Genomic DNA, 18,457 nt, shown 5'->3' with positions numbered 1-18,457 from the left:
ACAAGAGAGTCCTGAACGCCGGGCAGCGCGCGAATCTGCTCGAGCGTGCCGTTGCGTTTGCAGCTCAGATACCTCGCGTAACAGGTTTGTTATGGCGGAAAGTGGGTGGGCAGATATAGCCAGCGCTCGCCCGTGCGCTCAATCCATGGAATCGCGTCGAGCACGGCACGCGAGTCGGCGGTTGCTGGGCCAGCGATCTCTAGCGCCCGCCGTACGGAGCAAGTGCTTGGTCCGCTCCCATTCGACGTCTGACAACCGGTCTATCCCATATCGTCAGCGCGCGCTTCTATTTGCGGCATCAATGAAAAAAGGCGCCGCGAACGGCGCCTCTTCCATAGTGCGGGTACTGCTCGCCGCTTTAGAAGCGATGACGCAGACCTGCGGTCACAGCAACTTGCTTGTTGTTGCCCGAAGCGGCCAGACCGTTGATGTCGGCATCGACGACGGCGTTTTCGTTGACTTGCTGATATTCGCCTTGCAGGTACACGTCGGTACGCTTGGACAATGCGTACGCGGTTTGCAGGTTGAACTGGTTCCAGTGCGGACGCGTGCCAGCGAGGCTCGCACGGGTGTACGTGTACGAACCGGCGATGCTGACCGCCGGCGTCAGAGCGTAACGAGCGTTCGCTTCGAAGTTCTGGAAGTGAGCGCTGTTGTTGGCGAAACCGATACCGCCGGTTTGGCCCGATGCGCCTTGGCCGATGCCAGCGAGGCCCGACAGGTTGGTTTGCGAATACACGAGGCCGACGGTTGCAGGGCCGAACGAGTAGTTCGCGCCCGCGCCCCACGTTTGCTGACGGCCGGCGAAGAACGTGTTGTCGCTCGACACCGCACCACCGCTATTGAACGCTGCGGATGCGCCCGTTGCGCCGTTGCTGTTCAATTGCAGGTAAGCCGCAGCGACGTTCAACCCGCCCCAGTTATACGATGCGCCCGCGCTGTAAGCGCGATTGTTCGCAAAGCCGTCGGCCTGGTTCGAGAAGCCGTACATGCCGCCGAACTTGAAGCCGCCGTAGTTGACGCTCTGAAACTTGACCGAGTTGTTGACCCGGAACGAGTTGTTCAGGTTGTCGTTATCGAACGGGTGGGCGAACTGAGTACCGCCGTACTGCGTGCCGGTCAATGCCAGCGGGCCGACATAGTCGACCATGCTGTCGTATTGACGGCCGAGGGTGACGGCGCCGAACTGGTTGCTCGACAAGCCGACGAACGCCTGACGGCCGAATTCGCGACCGCCTTGCTTCAGCGAACCGTCGTTGATGCCGAAGCCGTTTTCCAACGTGAAGATGGCCTTCAGACCGCCGCCCAGATCTTCAGCGCCGCGCAGGCCCCAGCGGCTACCGTTCACCGAACCGCTCGTTTCTTGCCAGTTGCTGTGGCCATGCTGGTTGTTCGTGTAAGTAATACCGGCGTCGATCAAGCCGTACAGCGTGACGCTGCTTTGAGCATGTGCAGCCGTTGCGAACACGCCCGTGAGGGCCGCGACCATGAGAGTCTTTTTCATGTTGTAACTCCGAGAGCGAGAGTGGGTAATGGAACCCTGGCTTCAGGAAACCTTCACGCGGGCGCTGCGAGAGGCGTGGTCCGCATAAGCGCGCGTCGCAGTCTGAACGCGCCGGTTTCCAATTACGCAAAGTGTAGGGAGACGGCTTGGGCCGTGGGCGTTCCGATTTTTGCAATAAAGTATTACGCGATAAGAAACGATGCGCCGTGCGGATCGAGCCTTATAAACAAAGGCTTTCGCGGTTATTGGAACGATGGGGATCGCGTGTCAACCAAACAGCGTTGCTCATTTACTACAGCGTTCGATGCGAGAAAACAACGTCGGAAATCACCACGAAATGATTGTTGTCGGTATTGCAATAGATGATTGTTATTTATGTAAACAATCACGCGAGACCGAGCAGCTATACTCAGGTTTCTGCTTTCCGAAGCAGACTTTTTCGTTGACGAAAAAGATCTCCAAACCTTTGTCGGCGCGACTTCCTAGTCGCGCTTTTTTTTCGCCCGCCGGTCTCGGCGAGGGACGTACTCAGTGCGCCGGCAGTGGCCCGTCCACGCCGGTCCAATCGACCAGGCGAGGGACGCTCCAGTCTTCCATCACGTAACGGCGCGCGTCCATGGGCGATGACAACAGGTTTTGCCAATGATCTCCATGCCACATGGGATCGAACTCCAGCGTAGATGAGTCGGAGAAAACCTCAAACGGCGATTGGATGAGCCAACTGATAAAACGTCGCAATTGGTTGAACAGCATGGTGAACTCCTGATACGCGTTACTACTAGGTGATTTCCATCATGATGCGCCGACTCGGGACCAACAACTCGGACAAACACTTACGGAAAAACATCTTTTGTTACATATTCTAGGATGAAATCTGAAAATTTTCCCGCTATCCGGCATAAGCAGTTTTTAATCCAGTAATAAGACCCGAATCGGCCGGATCGCAGCGGGATGAGTGACTCTCTTTTAACTTGGCACGCACCGCGCATTATCTCTATGCAGGCTAAATGCATGTGAAAAATTTGCTTGACGCCAATTCTTCGTTCCTCGTATAACGACAGTGCCCTTTCATTCAATCTGATTTGCGCACAGCCGTGAGGGCCTCAATGGTGAATGAAATGGCAAGCAATTCGGCGCGAGCGCAAATGCGCGATATTTGAAACTCATCAAGGAAACAGGAAATGGAAACGGGTATCGTCAAATGGTTCAACGATGCTAAGGGATTTGGTTTTATCACGTCGGATTCGGGTGGCGAGGACTTGTTCGCGCACTTTTCGGAGATTCGCGCCGAAGGCTTCAAGTCGCTAAAGGAAAACCAGCGCGTCTCTTTCGACGTCAAGGCCGGCCCGAAGGGCAAGCAAGCGGCGAACATCCAGCCGCTGTGAATTGCAGCAACGCTGCTCCTCGTATGCTGCCGGGCAATTGATTGAAGAGAGCCCTCGTTTAATGCGAGGGCTTTTTTTATGTGTATCGGGTTTTTCTTACGGTGAGCAATGTCCAGGTTTAAAAGAGCGGCAGCGGTCCGCGACTAAAATCGAATGGCTTCCTTGATTTTTTGAATCCGCCTTACTCGCGCTAAGTAATTCCCGGGACGCTAGTCCGCGACTGGGGCACATCTCAAATCCACGCTCTCCGCACGCAGTCCAGCCCTAAACCACGTGCTGTTCGAGTACGCGGCAGCCAACTGGTGCATACTTGCCGCAAAGCCACGCGTCCAAAGTATCTTCTTTCATGTCTGAACTGTTTCCGCCGGAACCGGCCCTGAATGTACCCATCGCCTTCGTCGACCTTGAAACCACCGGAGGCTCGACTAGCGAGCATCGCATCACCGAAGTCGGCGTAGTCGAAGTGGGACCTGCCGGCGTGTCGCGTTGGAGCAGCCTGGTCGACCCGCAGCAGCCGATTCCATCCTTTATTCAGCAGCTCACCGGCATCACGAACGCCATGGTGCGCGGCGCGCCGACCTTCGACGCCATCGCGCCGGCACTGTTCGAGCGCCTGAACGGCAAACTGTTCGTGGCGCACAACGCCAGTTTCGATCGCGGCTTTTTGCGCGGCGAGTTTCGCCGGGTTGGACTCGCGTTCGACCCAGACGTGCTATGCACGGTGCGCCTGTCGCGCGCGCTTTTCCCCGCGGAGAAGCGCCACGGGCTGGACGCATTGGTGGAACGACACGCACTCGTCCCGTCTGATCGCCACCGCGCGCTGGCCGACGCCGATCTGATCTGGCAGTTCTGGCAGCGTCTGCACGGCCTCGTACCGCTCGACGTCTTGCGGACGCAAATCGAGCGCACCACGCGGCGTTACCAGCTTGCCGGCGACATCACGGAGGACCTGCTCGATACGGCGCCGGCCGGATGCGGCGTGTATGTGTTCTATGGAGACGCAGACCTGCCGCTGTACGTCGGACGAAGTGTGCGCGTGCGGCAACGGCTGCGCTCACATTTGACCGGCGAGCGGCGTTCGTCAAAGGATATTCGGCTTGCTAAGCAGGTGCGTCGCGTCGAATGGCGCGCGACCGGCGGTGAATTGGGCGCGATGCTCGCGGAAGCGCAGTGGATCGCCACGCTGCGCCCCGGTCATAACCGTGTGCCGCGCGTCACGAAGAGCGATCCGGCGGATGCGCCGTGGCCGTTTCCGGGGCCGGTTGTTTTCGAGGAGCGGGAGGAGGCGTCGCAGTCGCGCGCCTTTCACGTTGTCGACCGGTGGCATTACGTCGGCCACGCGTCTTCGCTTGCGCAGGCCGCGCAGTTGCATGCTTCGAGCGTCGCGGGACCATTCGAACCATCGACGTATCGCATCCTGCAGAGCCATCTCGCGCGCGGCTTGCGCTTGATGCCGCTGAGTGTATCGAGTGACACCCCCGTGCCGAGTCCTGCTTGAAGGACCTCGTCTAAGCGCTTCCGCTCAAAGCGAGTTGCACCCGGCATTCGCGTGCCGCCCCCCGTGCAACCGCTCCAGGTCTGCGGCTCTCAAGCTTGCATGATCAACCGGTCGCGCCCACTCCACCGGTTTCACAGACATGGCCCAGCGCGCGCGTCAGCGCGCCCGAACGGGTCGAGTCGTAGCGCGTCAGCGATTTCCAGTTAGCCAGCGATTGCGCCACACGCGACGGACAATCCGGCGCGGCGCGCAGCGGCTGCACGCGTTCGAGCCCGGCCACGAGCGACTGTGTCAGCCGGTCCAACTGCGGTCTCGTACTCGTGGCGAGATCCGGCGCCGGCCCTTCGGGCGGCCGGCTGCTGCGCCACGAGGCGAACAGCGCGTTTTGCACGTCCTTGCTTGCGTCGATCTGATCCTGGAAGAAGGCCCGAGCGAACGCCGGGTCCACATTCGCCGCCACGGCGCGCTTCTCGACGTCGGCAAGCAACGCGTTCTCCCGCGGCGTGTCGGTGATCTCCCGATGGTTCGCCCACTTCCAGCGCGCGACAGGTTCCGCCAATGCGAGACGTTGCGAAGCCAGCGCGATCAGATTGGTGAGGGCGGTGTCGTCGCCGTCCGCGATGGCTGGGACGGGCGCGAACGCGAGGGCCGCAAGGAACATAAGCGCGCATGATGCGCCGAAGCGATACGAACGATTCATGGAAGGCGGGCGTGGGCCGAGCGGCCGTCGAAGAAAAACAGAAGGATAGACGATGTGCCGGAACGGATGTGCCGACCGGCGGAAAACAAGCGCGGCAACGTCGCGGGATTGCGGACGAGACACGTCCGCGCCGCGAGGGCGGCGCCGAAATCAACCGGCCATGTGCCGCTTGCCCGGATGAGTGTGAGACGACTGGTGGGACGCGTGCACCCGATCGCCGCCCGCGGCACGCGCGGACGCCGATGCTGCATCGCGCCACTGCTCGATTATTTCGAGTCGCACGACTTGCGTTGTTCGTCGAAAAAAGCGCGAACGTGCTCAGGCAATTCCGCACCCAGAAATTCGACGCCAGCGGGCTCCGGATCCGGACTAAAAACCTTATCCGGGGTCGGAATCTTCGGCGGTTTGACATCCATGGTCTCTCTCCTTTACAAACCGATTATCTGCCTCGGTCCCCGTTTCGCACCAGTATCTGATGCGATTGACATGCTCTTTGTTGCTTTAATGGCACATGGCGGCAATGCAACATGGTATTTGAATAAAATTTTCGGGTGATTCGCTGGGCGGGCCGTCGATGGGTGAGCTTTAAATCATCCGCGATTTTGTGCAATGCAGAATCGGCACGATTTTCGTCTTGCGAATCGCACGTCCATTATTTACCGATCGTGCCTGCCATTTCATTCAACCCATTCAGTCAGTAAACGATTGATACCCCGATATCGTTGACGGGTAAGTACGCTTTCGAGCTTTTCGGTAAACAAACATGCTGCGTTTTCACGCGCTCGACGCAGGAATCTTCACCGGCTTGGCGTAGGCCGCCGGCTTGTCGGCCACTTCCACTTCTCCGTGGATTCGCGCTTGATGACCGTCCGCGAACATGTAATACGGGAATGGGCGCGCGGGTTCCGATATGGCGTCGAGCCGCGCGACCAGTTCGGGCGCGAGCGTGAAGTCCAGCGAGCCGAGCGACTCCTGTAACTGATCCGCCCGCGTGGCGCCCACGATGATGCTCGATACGCCACGCTTCTGGTGCAGCCAGTTCAGCGCGACTTGTGCCATGGGGCGCCCGGCCAGATTCGCGACCGTCTCCAGCTCCGCGACGATCCGGAAGTTGCGCTCGGTCAGTTTGTCGAAGCCGGGCGGCGGCGCGCTGGCCATCGCCGCAAGACGCCCGTCGCCGGAAAAACCGCTTGCCGATCCGCTTTGCGAAGGCCGGTATTTGCCCGACAGCACCCCCATGCCGAGCGGGCTCCACGGCACGAGCCCCATGCCCAGATTGGCGGCGAGATCGGCGAATTCGTTTTCCGCATTGCGTTCGATCATCGAGTATTCGAGCTGCATGGCCGCGACCGGTTCGAAGCCGCGCCATTCCGCAAGTGTCTGCGCGCGGCCGGCGAACCACGCGGGCGTATCCGACAGGCCGACGTAGCGGATCTTGCCGGCGCGCACCGCGTCGTCCATTGCGCGCATCACTTCGTCGACCGGAGTGACGCGATCCCACGTATGCAGGTAATAGAGGTCGATGTAATCGGTGCCGAGCCGCTGGAGCGAACCGTCGAGTGCGCGCAGCAGGTTCTTGCGATGGTTGCCGCCCGCGTTGGGATTGCCGGGTTCCGCGTTGTAGCCGTACTTGGTCGCGATGACGAGCCGCTCGCGCAGGCCGCGGGCCGCGACGAATTTACCCAGCCATTTTTCGCTGGTGCCTTCCGTGTACAGGTTGGCGGTATCGATGAAGTTGCCGCCGTCATCCACATAGAGATCGAACAGGCGCTGCGCCGATTTTTCGTCGGCGCCCCAGCCCCATTCGGTGCCGAAGGTCATCGTGCCGAGTGCGATCGGGCTCACGCGTAGACCCGAACGGCCGAGCAGGTTGTAGCGGTTCATCGTCATGCCAGTCTCCTTGAGTGCGACGCCGAAATTTGAAAATCGATGGCGTTATCGTGCACTGGTTTTTCGCATCGAAAAAGCGCGTTGTCCGCGGGGTTGTGACGAGCGCCGTTCTTCCTGACTCGAGCGTTGGCCCACATCGGCCAAGCTCCGCTGAGGTTTTCCGCAGGCCCATGCAGCCATCCTCGCGCGCCAAAACATCGCCGCCAAATGACAGGCCGGTTCGCGCCGTCACCGCCGCCTATCATTGAAGCAGCTATCCGCGGCCCTGAGTGCGGTGGATAACGGAAGCGCCGCGATTGGCGCGGAAGATGGCTGTGTTCGCCCTTCAGAGAGTTCGTCATGGAAAACGCTGTCTACTGGAATGGACGCCAGGTCGGAATCGAGTGTGCCGGCCGGATCTTGTGGTTCCCGTCGGCACCGCAGGAAGCGGTCGTTGCATACGGGACTCGGCGAAACGAGACGGCGATTGTTGAAGATCCCGTCGTGGCCCGCAATCTTTCGATCACCGGTCAATACGACAGGCTGCGCGTGGGCGAGTAAGTGCAATGCGGCGCCTGGGTTGCCGTGGCAGCCAATGGCGACTCGGCTATAGAACGTGCGGAAAGACAAAAAGCTCAGTCGCGAGGACTGGGCTTTTTGCTTGAATCTCGAAGCAAGAAGTTTGGTATTTCTCGACGCTGCTGGAAACTGCCAGGCTCCGCCGGAATGAGTAAAAAGGAAACGATCTCTCGCCGACGCGTGGGTGTCGCGCCAACGGAAGAGGACAGCGTGCCTCCTCTGGCTATAATTGCCGCTTTTTCGGCGTGTTCCCATGCAGATTGGCGGCTTCGACCTCGCATCCGGCGTTGCGCTTGTCATCGCTATAGCAATGGCGATTTCAATTTGTCTCGCCCGCTTCGGCTTCTTCAAGTCCGTTTTACAGCGCGAAATCTCTTCCAGCCGATTCCATGCAATTGACGGTCTACGCGGATATCTGGCATTGGGCGTCCTGGTGCATCACGTCGTAATCAACGAACAGTTTTATCGAACGGGATCATGGGATTTGACGCCGTCGCGATTAAACACCTTTCTGGGGCGCGGCTCGGTTGCCTTTTTCTTCATGATCACCGCTTTCCTGTTCTGGGGGCGAGTTATCGAGAGCGGCGGCGGCATGGACACGTTGAAGTTTTATGCGTCCCGCGTTCGTCGTCTGGTGCCGATGTACCTGGCGAGCGCGGGACTTGTCATCGCTACAGCCGCGGCGCTGACACATTTCCGCCTTTCGGTGCCGCTCGCCGACCTCGCCGGACAAATCGCATCCTGGTTGCTTTTCACTATTCCCGGCGCACCGGATATCAATGGGCTTAAGCAGACCGGCCTGATCAACACTGTTTTCTGGTCGCTCGTCTACGAGTGGAAGTTTTATTTGATCCTGCCGTTCGCCGCAGCGCTTGCTGCCGGCGGTCGAACCTGGGCTGTGGCGACGGGTGCGGGACTCTGCATCGCGCTATTTTCACCGACGCAGATCGAGTGGTTTTTCGTCGGTGGCTGTGCCGCCGCTCATCTGGTCCGCGTCAGGGCGGTACGGGAACTGGCTGCGGGGTTGACTGGCTCAGTTGTCGCGCTTGGCTGCATTGCTGCAACCGCGCTTTACCAGGCTAATACGTATACGCCGCTCGGTGCCGCTTTGCTCTTCGCTCCCTTTGTTGTCTTCGCGGCGGGTAATTCCCTTTTCGGCTTGCTCACCTGTCGTCCTGCACGGCTTCTGGGCCTTCTTAGTTATAGCGTGTATCTGCTTCACAACTGGGTGCTGTATCTCGCCTCGCGTTTGGTGAATCACTACACGCCGGTCGCGGATCTGTCGCCGGCATACTATGGGGCCTTGGCTGCTGCGGTCGCCACGGTGACTGTTATGTGTTCCGCCTTCACATACCGTTTCATCGAATACCCCTCTATCGGTGGAATTCGGAAGGCGATTCCTCGGCGATCATGGCGCCCCGCGCGGTGATGAAACGCCACCGTTGCCGCGCGATAATTTCGTCGCCGTGACCTCGCGGGGCGGTCGTTGAAGGAGCGCGGTTCGGCTTGCATGAACGAGTCGCCAGTAGCGGATACAGAGAACCTGAAAAGCAAAAAGCCCAGTCGCGAGGACTGGGCTTTTTGCTTGAAACTTATTGGTGCCGGAAAGAGGAATCGAACCCCCGACCTTCGCATTACGAATGCGCTGCTCTACCGTCTGAGCTATTCCGGCATCAGGAGAATCGAGATTATAGGGACTTCTTTATCAGCTTGGCAAGCCCCTGAACTCACTTTTTCGCTTCGAGATGGTAGCGGGTGACCCGGTCGACTTCGTTCTTCGAACCGAGGAACACGGCCACGCGCTCATGCAAGCTCTTGGGTTGAATGTCGAGAATGCGTTTCTCGCCGTTGGTTGCCGCGCCGCCCGCCTGTTCGACGATGAACGACATCGGATTGGCCTCGTACATCAGACGCAGCTTGCCCGGCTTGTCGGGCGTGCGCTTGTCCGCCGGATACATGAAGATTCCGCCGCGGTTCAGAATACGATGCACGTCGGACACCATCGAGGCGATCCAGCGCATGTTGAAGTCGCTCTGACGCGAGCCTTCCTTGCCGGCCTTCAATTCGCCGATGTACTGCTGAACCGGCGGATACCAATGGCGTTCATTGGACGCATTGATCGCATACTCGCGCGTTTCGACCGGAATGCGCATATCGCTTTGCGTGAGCACCCACGAGCCTAGCTCGCGGTCGAGCGTAAAGCAGTTCACGCCGTTGCCGGTGGTGAGCACGAGCACGGTTTGCGGGCCGTACACCGCATAACCCGCGGCGACCTGTTGCGTGCCCGGCTGCAGGAACGATTGTTCGGTAGGCTGCTGGCCGTCCGGGCAGCGCAGCACCGAGAAGATCGTGCCGATCGACACGTTCACGTCGATGTTCGACGAACCGTCGAGCGGATCGAACACCAGCAGGTATTCGCCCTTCGGGTAATTGGCCGGAATCGGGAAGAACTGCTCCATTTCCTCGGACGCCATGCCGGCCAGGTTGCCGCCCCATTCGTTCGCTTCGAGCAGAATTTCGTTCGACAGAATGTCGAGCTTCTTCTGCACTTCGCCCTGGACGTTTTCGCTGCCCGCCGTGCCGAGCGCATCCCCCAGCGCGCCCTTGCTGACGTGGTAGCTGATCGCCTTGCACGCGCGCGCGACGACTTCGATCAAAAGGCGCAGATCGGCAGGCAGGTTGTTGGTCTCGCGCTGCTGCTCGATCAGGTACTTCGTGAGAGTGGTACGACGTTGCAAAGCCATTGCTGTACTCCGGAGGCTTGAGGAATGTCTCGATTTTACCCGCTCGCTGTGCCGGCTCCGTGCTTTTAAAAAACCAAAGGGCGCGAGGCGGTGGCGCGTGACACCGGCCGAGGCGGCGAATTTCAGGCTTTGCCGCGCGCCTTGCCGAGCGCGGCGTTGCCTCTGAGACTGGCCGCAAGCGCAGCGGCGCGGCCATGCTCGGCCGACACTTTCGGCATTTTCGGGCGGTCCGCCTTGGGCATGGGTTCGATCTCGCGTTCGATCTGCTCGCCGGCCGCCGCGGTGGCGACGCGCAGATCGTAGGCGATTTGCAGATGGAGCCAGAACTGCGCGCTCGCACCGAAGTAGCGCTCGAGGCGCAGCGCCGTATCCGCGGAGATGGCGCGCTTGCCGCGCACGATGTCATTGATGCGCGGCGCCGGCACGCGCAACGCCAGCGCCAGCGCATTCACGGACATGCCGAGCGGCTCCAGAAACTCGCTGCGCAGAATCTCGCCCGGATGAATCTCCGGGATGCTGTCGCCGGTATCGATGTCGGAGAAATCGATGCTGTTCAGATCGGAGCGTTTGATGACCATGCCGGTCTCCCAATAGTCAGTGATAGTCGACAATCTCGACATTCAGCGCCTCTCCGTCGACAAAATGAAAACAGATGCGCCATTGCGCATTGATCCGAATACTCCATTGCCCGCTGCGCCGGCCTTGCAAAGCTTCGAGCCGGTTGCCGGGCGGCGCGTGCAGACTGTGGATGGAGCTGGCGGCGTCGATCATCAGCAGCTTGCGGTGCGCGAGCGCCTGCATGTGAAGCGGCAGTGAGTGCACGAACTTGCCCTGAAAAATTCTCGCCGTGGCCTTGTCGCCGAATGTCGTGATCATGGGATGATATAACGCATCGCGTTAAACGCAAAGAGTTAAATGGATGCGTTTACTTTCACTCCGCCAGCGTCAAACGAACAGTCGTCTGGATGGCTAACCTTGATCGGCGCGGGCCGGCCGACTCGCAAACGCGCACGCACACGCACACGCGCGGGACGAAAAAAAGCCGGCAACACGTGCCGGCTTTCCGATGCAAGAACAGCTTTCAGGTGTGCATCACGCGAGCGCTTTCTCCACGATCTCGCGCACGTCGCGCGATTTCACCTGCGACGCCACTTGCTCCAGCGCCGCACGCATGCCCTCGCGCAGCGTCGGCGTGAAGCGGCGCCACAGTTCGAGCGAGCGGGCGAGGCGGGCGGCCACTTGCGGATTGATGGCGTCGAGCGCGATCACCTGGTCGGCCCAGAACGCGTAGCCCGAGCCGTCTTCGGCGTGGAACTGCGCCGGGTTGGCCGCGCAGAAGCTGAAAATCAGCGAGCGCGCGCGATTCGGGTTCTTCAGGTTGAAGGCCGGGTGCGTCATCAGCTTGCGCACGATCTCGATCACCGGTCGCTGCGCGCTGCCACGCTGCGTGGCTTGCAGCGCGAACCACTTGTCGATGACGAGCGGCTCCTTCTCGAAGCGCCGGTAGAAGTCGTCCAGCGACTGCTGCGCCTGCGCGCCGCCGCCATGCGCAGCCGCTGCGTTGAGCAGCGCCGCAAGCGCCGCCGAGCGGTCGGTCATGTTGTTCGCGGCATCGTATTGCGCGGACGCGAGGCGCACGGCGTCGGCCGGATCGTCCAGTTCCACGAGATACGACAGCGCGAGATTCTTCAGCGTGCGATGACCGGCGGCCTCGGGTGTCGCTTCATATGCGCCGGGCGTGCGATGTTGTTCATACACCGCGAGCCATTCGTTCTTGAGCGCATTCGCCAGGCGCTTGCGCACGAACTGTCGCGCGGCGTGCACGGCGGCCGGATTGGATTCCGCCATCTGCTCGGCGAGATACGCTTCGGACGGCAGCATCAACGCCAGTTCGCGGAACGAAGGCGAGAGCGTTTCGTCGGTGAGCACGCGGGCGAACGCGGCGACCACCGAGTCGTCGAGTTCCAGCGCAACGCCGGTGGCCGCGCGTCCGGCGAGCGCCAGCAGTTCACGCGTGGCGAGCCGTTGGCCGGCTTCCCAACGGTTGAACGGATCGCTGTCGTGCGCGAGCAGGAACGCCAACTGTTCCGCGGAGTAGTCGTATTCGACGATCACCGGCGCCGAGAAATTGCGCAGCAGCGAGGGCAGCGGTTCTTGCGCCACATTGACGAACGTGAAGGTCTGTTCGGTCTGCGTGAACTCGAGCACGCGCGTGGTGGAGGCCGACGCCGCGGCATCGCCTTCGAGTTGCAGCGGCAGGTCGCGGCCGTCCTTGCCGATCAGGCCGATCGCGAACGGAATCAGCAGCGGACCCTTTTGCGTTTCGCGCGCGGCAGGCGCGGCCTCGCCATAGCCTTGCGTGAGCGTCACGCTGTAGCGCTGCTGCGCGGCGTCGTACTTCGTGCGCACGGACACGCGCGGCGTGCCGGCCTGGCTGTACCAGCGCTCGAACTGCGCCAGATCGCGGCCGTTCGCATCGGCCAGCGCATGGCGGAAATCGTCGCAGGTCACGGCCTGCCCGTCATGACGCTCGAAGTACAGGTCCATGCCCTTGCGAAAACCCTCGCGGCCGAACAGCGTCTGATACATCCGCACGACTTCCGAGCCTTTCTCGTAGACCGTCATCGTGTAGAAGTTGTTGATCTCGACGTAGCTTTCCGGGCGCACCGGATGCGCCATCGGACCCGCGTCCTCGGCGAACTGCATCTGGCGCAGCACGCGCACGTCCTCGATACGCTTGGTGGCGCGCGCGGCTTCGTCGCTACCGTTGCTCTGGCCGCCGGCCATGTCGGCCGAAAACTCCTGATCGCGGAACACCGTCAGGCCTTCCTTCAGGCTCAACTGGAACCAGTCGCGGCAGGTCACGCGATTGCCGGTCCAATTGTGGAAGTACTCGTGGCCGACCACCGCCTCGATGTTCGCGAAGTCGGTATCGGTTGCCGTCTCGGGGTTCGCCAGCACGTACTTCGTGTTGAAGATGTTGAGCCCCTTGTTCTCCATCGCGCCCATGTTGAAGTCGCTCACCGCGACGATCATGAAGCGGTCCAGATCGAGTTCGAGCCCGAAGCGTTTTTCGTCCCAGCGGATCGAATGGATCAGCGAATCCATTGCGTGACGGGTCTTGTCGAGATCGTGCGGTTCGACCCACACCTGCAAAAGCTTTTCCTTGCCCGAACCGGTTTTCACGCGTTCCTCCAGCGCGACCAGCTTGCCCGCGACCAGCGCGAACAGATAGCTCGGCTTTCTGAACGGATCTTCCCAGCGCGCGAAATGGCGGCCGTCCGGCAAATCGCCTTCCTCGAGCAGATTGCCGTTCGACAGCAGCACCGGATAATCCGCCTTGCTCGCCCGCAGGGTGACCGTGAAGGTCGCCATCACGTCCGGACGGTCGAGGAAGTAAGTAATGCGCCGAAAACCCTCGGCCTCGCACTGCGTGAAGAAGTTGCCGCTCGATACATAGAGCCCCGACAGCGTGGTGTTCCCGGCCGGATTGCAGATGCTGGTGAGCGTGAGCTCGAAGCTGTCCGGCACGTTGTCGAGCAGCAAGCCGTGCTCATGCGCATGCGCATTGGCGAAGGGCTTGCCGTCGATCGCGGCGCCGACGAACTCCAGTTGCTCGCCCATCAGCTCCAGGTGCGCGGCGCGCGACGCGTCCGGATTGCGGCGCACGCGCATCGTATTTTTGACGACGGTGCGTTCGGGGACCAGATCGAACTCCAGTGCGACGGTGTCGATCAGGAAGGCAGGCGGCGCGTAATCGGCGCGGCGGATCACATTGGGCGTTGCGGTATCGGCCATGGCGTTCTGTGGTGATGGGACTTGAGCGGCCGGCTGCCTGAAGCTCATATGAAGCTCATATGAAGGGCAATGAAAGCGCAGACCAGCCGGGCTTGTCGGGCCATTGTACAAAGCCTCGGCGGATCGTGCGGGCCGAACTTTTTACCGAACCGCCAGGTCAGCGTATTATCGGGCGCCCATGCGGATAAGCCGTATGGATGGGAGAACCCAAGGCAGAGGCAACACTGAGGCTTCACGAGGTAGACCATGAAAATCAATCGATGGACCCGCCGCGCCACGCTGCTACTGGCGGCGCTGACGGTACTGCTGTCCGGCTGCACCACCTATGTGACCACTCAAGTCACCGCGTTCTCGGACTGGAGCGGCAGCGACGCTACCCGTACCTACGCGTTCACGCGGGCGGCGGATCAGCAGAACAATCTGGAACTCAGCACTTACGAGCGCATCGTCGCCAACGAACTCGCCGCGCATGCGTTCCGCCAGGTCGACACCGCGCAGGCGCGCTATCTGGTCGGGCTCTCGTATGGCATTCGCTCCGACATGGTGACGGTCGCCGAGCCGGTGTATTACAACCCGTGGCCGGCGCCTTATTGGGGAAGGCCGTTCGATCCGTGGGGTCCCTGGGGGCCTTGGGGTCCGTTTCCGACCGCCTACGTGAATCAGAGCTACCCGATCTTCACGCATCTGCTGGGCGTGCGGATTACCGAGCGCGCCACCGGCAAGGAGGTCTATAACGTGACGGCGCGCAACTCGGGCGGCGAGTCGTCGCTGGTGCGGGCCATGCCGTATCTGGCGCGCAGCGCGCTGGCCGATTTCCCGATCGGCAACGGCGTGGTGCGCACGGTGAAGATTCCGCTCGACAAGAACGGCGGCGCCTCGAACGAAGTGGCCGCGACCGGCGCCGCGCCAGCGGCCGCGCCGGCGCCGGCGTCGGGCGCGAAAGCGGTGCAGTAGGCAAGCGGTGTGAAGCCGGCGCGTGCAAAAGGCGTTGGCTGTGGCATGGCTCAAACGGCCCGGCAGGTCATCCTCGCCGGGCCGTTTTCTTTTGCGCGCCGCGAGGCGCCGCGCGGTGGGGCGGGCGTTGCACCGCCGCCCTCAGGTCCGGCCGCGCTTGCGAACCACGGCTAAACTCCCACGCCGCACAACGCCAGCACGCCCAGCACGATGAATATCACCGCCGCGATGCCGTGCACGAGCGTCGTCGGCAGGCGATGCGCGAAGCGGTCGCCGAGCAGGATCGCCGGCACATTGGCGACCATCATGCCGACCGTGGTGCCCGCCACCACGCCGACGTAATCGTGAAAGCGCGCGGCGAGCGCCACCGTCGCGATCTGCGTCTTGTCGCCCATCTCCGCAAGAAAGAACGTCACCACGGTCGCGCCGAACACGCCGAAATGCGTGCGGCTGGTATCGGCTTCGTCCGCGTCGAGTTTGTCCGGCACGAGAATCCACAAGCCCATGCCGATGAACGATACCGCCAGCGTCCAACGCATGATGGTCGGCGTGAGCAGCGAGCCGAGCCACGCGCCGAGCGCGCCGGCGCAGGCGTGATTGATGAGGGTGGCGGTCAGCACGCCGAGAATGATCGGCAGCGGCTTGCGATAGCGCGCGGCCAGCACGAGCGAGAGCAGTTGTGTTTTGTCGCCGATCTCGGCGAGCGCGACCGCTCCGGTCGAAATGATGAAAGCGTGATCCACGTTGTATAGGTTCCCCGGGCCGAGATGTGAACGAGCGACGACCCACGACACGCCGGGCCCTCTTGCGGCGCGTGTGGATCATCGGTCTCGCCAGGCCAGAGGCTGCGGCTGCCATGGCCGTACAGGCCAAGTGTGTTGACAGACGCCCCCGCGAACCGCACGTGCGATGCACCGGATAGCGGTGCCGACGTGCCGCGGGGCGGCTACTCCCCAATGAGGGACGGAGTATAGCAGGCGTGACCTGTCCTTATGCGCAACGAGGACGCCGCAGGCCAGTACGGGAACGGCGCGATTGGTTGGCACGGCGAAGCGGGCCTTGGACTGCATGGATAGCCGCTCGCTCACGCGCCGGCCGACGTTATTGAGATGTTCCCAGGTGAAACAGTTCTTGGAAAGTTAAATGAAAGTATGTGTCCGTTAATCCCCGGCATCGCGCCGCCGGGGAGCGTCGCAAACCGTCCCGCACCCGATCCGATCAGGGCGGCGGGGGCGCCGGACCGGCGCGAAACGGCTACTTCGCGGATCCGTGGCACTGGCGAGACGGATTACAGATGGATACGTCTTTTCCGGCTGATTTAATCCAGAATATTCAGTATGATTCCGGCGACCCAAGGAGCCCGAGACCATCCACCAACAAATATCAAAAGGCACTTAATAATCGACCAAAGTGCCGTTAATCCGCTGAACCTACATAAAAGACGATTGGTTTGACCCCGGCTGGAGATTGCCGGTCCGCGCGGCGCCTACACGCTGTGACGGCTGTGTATTCCGTCAGGCGCTTCAGCCTCTCCCTGCTTCTACGCGCGAACACCGATATGCCCGATCCGCACTGGACCATTCCGGTCGCTCGCTGGTCTTGCTGGCCTGCTGCCGCATCCGCACCACCCGATATCGGCTTTATCGAGCCGATCGTGCGGCGTCGCCTGAGCACGCTGTCCAAAGCCGCGTTGAAAGTTGCGCACGATTGTGTCGCGCGGAACGAGGTTCGGGTCGTGTTCGCCTCGCGCCACGGCGAATTGCGGCGCACCACGGACATTCTGCGCGCCATCAGCGCGGGCGAGCCGGTCTCGCCGACCGCGTTCAGCCTGTCGGTGTTGAATGCGATGACGGGCGTGTTCGGCATCGCGCGCGGCGACCGCTCGGCGGCCAGCGCGATCTCGGCCGGCGCCGAGACGCTCGGCTACGCGCTGCTGGAAGCCTACGCGCAATACGCCACCGAGCCGGGCGCGCCCGTGCTGCTGGTGTACGCTGACGAACCGGCCGACACAGCCTACGGCACGATCGAGGACGAAGTGCAGGGCGGCGCGATCGCGATCCTGCTGGATGACGAGGCGGCGACGGGGCGCCTGACGTGCACGCGGTCCGCGGCCGGCGAGGCTCAGGCAGCGCCGCCAATCGAGGCAATCGAGGCAAACGAGGCAGGCGAAACAAACAAGGCAGGCGCAACAAACAAGGCAGGCGCAACAAACCAGGCAGGCGAAACAAACAAGGCAAGCCCCACGCCCCGCGCCGAGCGTTTCGCGACCCAAAGCCAGGCGCTGCTGCACTGTCTGGAAACCGGCGCGACCACCGCCTGGCAAGGCGCCGGGGTTATCTGGCATTGGAGTTGGCATGATCGCGCGGCTTGATTACATCTGGCGGTTCTGCGCGACGGGCATGGCCTTCGTGGTGTTCGGCGTGTGCGGACTGCTGTTTTCGGTGCTGGTGTTTCCGTTCGCGTGGCTGTGGCCGCATCGCGCGTCGCGCCAGTTCGCGGTGACGACCGTGATTCACTGGTTTTTCCGCGCGCTGGTCGCGGTGCTGCAGCGCATCGGCGTGATGGAACTCGAGGTGTCGGGCGCGCGGATGTTGCGCGCCGGCGGTCCGGCGATCGTGGTCGCCAATCACCCGACCTACCTCGACGTGATGGTGCTGCTGTCGCTCACCCCGCATGCCTGTTGCGTGGTGAAAAACGCGCATTGGGGCAACCCCTGTTTCTGGGGCATCGTGCGCTCGGCGGAATACGTGAGCAATGCCGATCCCACCGATCTCGTCGAAGCCGGCGCGCGGCAGCTCGCGGCAGGCTATACGATGATCATTTTTCCCGAAGGCACGCGCAGCCCCGCGCCGAACCGGCTGCACGCGTTTTCGCGTGGTTTCGCGCACATGGCGTTGAAGGCCGGCGCGCCGATCGTGCCGGTGCTGATGGATTGCGACCCGCCCGCGTTCACCAAGCAGATGCGCTGGTACGACGTGCCGGCGCGCGCGTTCCGCATACGTGTGAACGTGCTCGAGCCGCTTGGCGTCGAGCAGTTCGCGGACGACGACACTACACCGGCTCTCGCCGCGCGCAGCGTGACGAGCGCCGTCGAGGCACACATTACCCGGCACCTGTTCGATTATGGATTCTTTAAAACTGGAAATTAAACAGCTTCTGATCGAAGCTCTCGATCTGGAAGACCTGAGCCCTGCCGATATCGACGACGACGCACCGTTGTTCGATACCGACGGCATCGGTCTCGATTCGATCGACGCGCTGGAAATCGGCATCGTGCTGCGCAAACAATACCAACTGACCATCGCGGCGAACGACGAGCGCACGCGCGAGCACTTTCGCTCCATCAGCACGCTGGCCGCGCTGGTGGCGAGTCAGCGCGAAGCGGCGCAGGTTGTCGGCGAAACTACAAAGAAGGGGGAATAAACC

Annotated in this window: 18 protein-coding genes, 1 tRNA gene and 1 riboswitch; of the genes, 8 read left to right on the top strand and 11 right to left on the bottom strand. The window is 61.6% G+C overall.

What is annotated here, in order from left to right:
* Positions 1–358: 358 nt before the first annotated feature.
* Positions 359–1,504 (bottom strand): porin, encoded by a 1,146-nt coding sequence (locus ACOCG7_RS26555; protein WP_073427090.1) that lies wholly within the window; start codon positions 1,502–1,504, stop codon positions 359–361.
* A gap of 528 nt (positions 1,505–2,032) precedes the next feature.
* Entirely contained in the window at positions 2,033–2,257 is a 225-nt protein-coding gene (locus ACOCG7_RS26550; RefSeq protein ID WP_073427091.1) for a hypothetical protein, read from the bottom strand.
* A 428-nt stretch (positions 2,258–2,685) separates the two neighbouring features.
* On the opposite strand from ACOCG7_RS26550, the gene ACOCG7_RS26545 reads away from it, so the two are divergent.
* Together ACOCG7_RS26545 and ACOCG7_RS26540 are read left to right on the top strand one after the other, a co-directional pair.
* Entirely contained in the window at positions 2,686–2,889 is a 204-nt protein-coding gene (locus ACOCG7_RS26545) for a cold-shock protein (protein WP_064268598.1), read from the top strand.
* A 346-nt stretch (positions 2,890–3,235) separates the two neighbouring features.
* Positions 3,236–4,387 (top strand): exonuclease domain-containing protein, encoded by a 1,152-nt coding sequence (locus ACOCG7_RS26540; RefSeq protein ID WP_073427092.1) that lies wholly within the window; start codon positions 3,236–3,238, stop codon positions 4,385–4,387.
* A 103-nt stretch (positions 4,388–4,490) separates the two neighbouring features.
* Here the strand turns inward: ACOCG7_RS26540 and ACOCG7_RS26535 are convergent, their stop codons facing one another.
* The 3 genes from ACOCG7_RS26535 to ACOCG7_RS26525 form a co-directional block, all read right to left on the bottom strand.
* A complete protein-coding gene (locus ACOCG7_RS26535) occupies positions 4,491–5,087 on the bottom strand; it encodes a chorismate mutase (RefSeq protein WP_073427093.1) in 597 nt (198 codons plus the stop codon).
* A gap of 266 nt (positions 5,088–5,353) precedes the next feature.
* Positions 5,354–5,503 carry a hypothetical protein gene (locus ACOCG7_RS26530; protein ID WP_167363263.1) on the bottom strand — a complete coding sequence of 50 codons (150 nt, stop codon included), beginning with the start codon at positions 5,501–5,503 and terminating at the stop codon, positions 5,354–5,356.
* Between the two features lie 358 nt (positions 5,504–5,861).
* Positions 5,862–6,977 (bottom strand): aldo/keto reductase, encoded by a 1,116-nt coding sequence (locus tag ACOCG7_RS26525; RefSeq protein ID WP_073427095.1) that lies wholly within the window; start codon positions 6,975–6,977, stop codon positions 5,862–5,864.
* A 339-nt stretch (positions 6,978–7,316) separates the two neighbouring features.
* Between ACOCG7_RS26525 and ACOCG7_RS26520 the strand changes: the two genes are divergently transcribed.
* A complete protein-coding gene (locus ACOCG7_RS26520; RefSeq protein WP_073427096.1) occupies positions 7,317–7,517 on the top strand; it encodes a hypothetical protein in 201 nt (66 codons plus the stop codon).
* Positions 7,518–7,788: 271 nt separating this feature from the next.
* Positions 7,789–8,964 carry an acyltransferase family protein gene (locus ACOCG7_RS26515; protein ID WP_073427097.1) on the top strand — a complete coding sequence of 392 codons (1,176 nt, stop codon included), beginning with the start codon at positions 7,789–7,791 and terminating at the stop codon, positions 8,962–8,964.
* A gap of 167 nt (positions 8,965–9,131) precedes the next feature.
* Here ACOCG7_RS26515 and ACOCG7_RS26510 read toward each other — a convergent pair.
* The 5 genes from ACOCG7_RS26510 to pepN form a co-directional block, all read right to left on the bottom strand.
* Positions 9,132–9,207 (bottom strand) — tRNA-Thr (locus ACOCG7_RS26510).
* A gap of 55 nt (positions 9,208–9,262) precedes the next feature.
* On the bottom strand, positions 9,263–10,279 hold the full coding sequence (locus ACOCG7_RS26505; RefSeq protein ID WP_073427108.1) for a class 1 fructose-bisphosphatase: 1,017 nt from the start codon (positions 10,277–10,279) through the stop codon (positions 9,263–9,265).
* Positions 10,280–10,401: 122 nt separating this feature from the next.
* Positions 10,402–10,857 carry a HigA family addiction module antitoxin gene (locus tag ACOCG7_RS26500; protein WP_073427109.1) on the bottom strand — a complete coding sequence of 152 codons (456 nt, stop codon included), beginning with the start codon at positions 10,855–10,857 and terminating at the stop codon, positions 10,402–10,404.
* A 16-nt stretch (positions 10,858–10,873) separates the two neighbouring features.
* On the bottom strand, positions 10,874–11,155 hold the full coding sequence (locus ACOCG7_RS26495) for a type II toxin-antitoxin system RelE/ParE family toxin (RefSeq protein WP_073427110.1): 282 nt from the start codon (positions 11,153–11,155) through the stop codon (positions 10,874–10,876).
* Between the two features lie 216 nt (positions 11,156–11,371).
* Positions 11,372–14,077: an aminopeptidase N gene (pepN, locus tag ACOCG7_RS26490; RefSeq protein ID WP_244744788.1), complete on the bottom strand. Its 2,706-nt coding sequence runs from the start codon at positions 14,075–14,077 to the stop codon at positions 11,372–11,374.
* A 246-nt stretch (positions 14,078–14,323) separates the two neighbouring features.
* On the opposite strand from pepN, the gene ACOCG7_RS26485 reads away from it, so the two are divergent.
* Complete coding sequence (locus ACOCG7_RS26485) at positions 14,324–15,031, top strand: DUF4136 domain-containing protein (protein WP_073427112.1); 708 nt, start codon at positions 14,324–14,326, stop codon at positions 15,029–15,031.
* 170 nt (positions 15,032–15,201) lie between these two features.
* Here ACOCG7_RS26485 and ACOCG7_RS26480 read toward each other — a convergent pair whose 3' ends face one another.
* On the bottom strand, positions 15,202–15,774 hold the full coding sequence (locus ACOCG7_RS26480) for a TMEM165/GDT1 family protein (protein WP_073427113.1): 573 nt from the start codon (positions 15,772–15,774) through the stop codon (positions 15,202–15,204).
* Between the two features lie 58 nt (positions 15,775–15,832).
* Positions 15,833–15,998, bottom strand: a riboswitch (yybP-ykoY riboswitch).
* Between the two features lie 591 nt (positions 15,999–16,589).
* Between ACOCG7_RS26480 and ACOCG7_RS26475 the strand changes: the two genes are divergently transcribed.
* Genes ACOCG7_RS26475 through ACOCG7_RS26465 form a run of 3 tightly spaced genes read left to right on the top strand, consistent with a single transcriptional unit; the run spans position 16,590 to position 18,454 of the window.
* Positions 16,590–17,402, top strand: a complete 813-nt coding sequence (locus ACOCG7_RS26475; protein WP_073427114.1) for a beta-ketoacyl synthase chain length factor — start codon at positions 16,590–16,592, stop codon at positions 17,400–17,402.
* Entirely contained in the window at positions 17,386–18,180 is a 795-nt protein-coding gene (locus tag ACOCG7_RS26470) for a lysophospholipid acyltransferase family protein (protein WP_073427115.1), read from the top strand. The genes ACOCG7_RS26475 and ACOCG7_RS26470 overlap by 17 nt, the downstream gene beginning before the upstream one ends.
* On the top strand, positions 18,155–18,454 hold the full coding sequence (locus tag ACOCG7_RS26465) for a phosphopantetheine-binding protein (protein ID WP_073427236.1): 300 nt from the start codon (positions 18,155–18,157) through the stop codon (positions 18,452–18,454). The genes ACOCG7_RS26470 and ACOCG7_RS26465 overlap by 26 nt, the downstream gene beginning before the upstream one ends.
* The last annotated feature ends 3 nt before the right edge of the window (positions 18,455–18,457 follow it).

The organism is Paraburkholderia sp. DD10 (assembly GCF_049177125.1).
In the GTDB taxonomy this organism is placed as follows: domain Bacteria; phylum Pseudomonadota; class Gammaproteobacteria; order Burkholderiales; family Burkholderiaceae; genus Paraburkholderia; species Paraburkholderia terricola.
The sequence above is the reverse complement of the archived record's forward strand: the minus strand, read 5'-3'. Positions and strand labels throughout refer to the sequence as shown.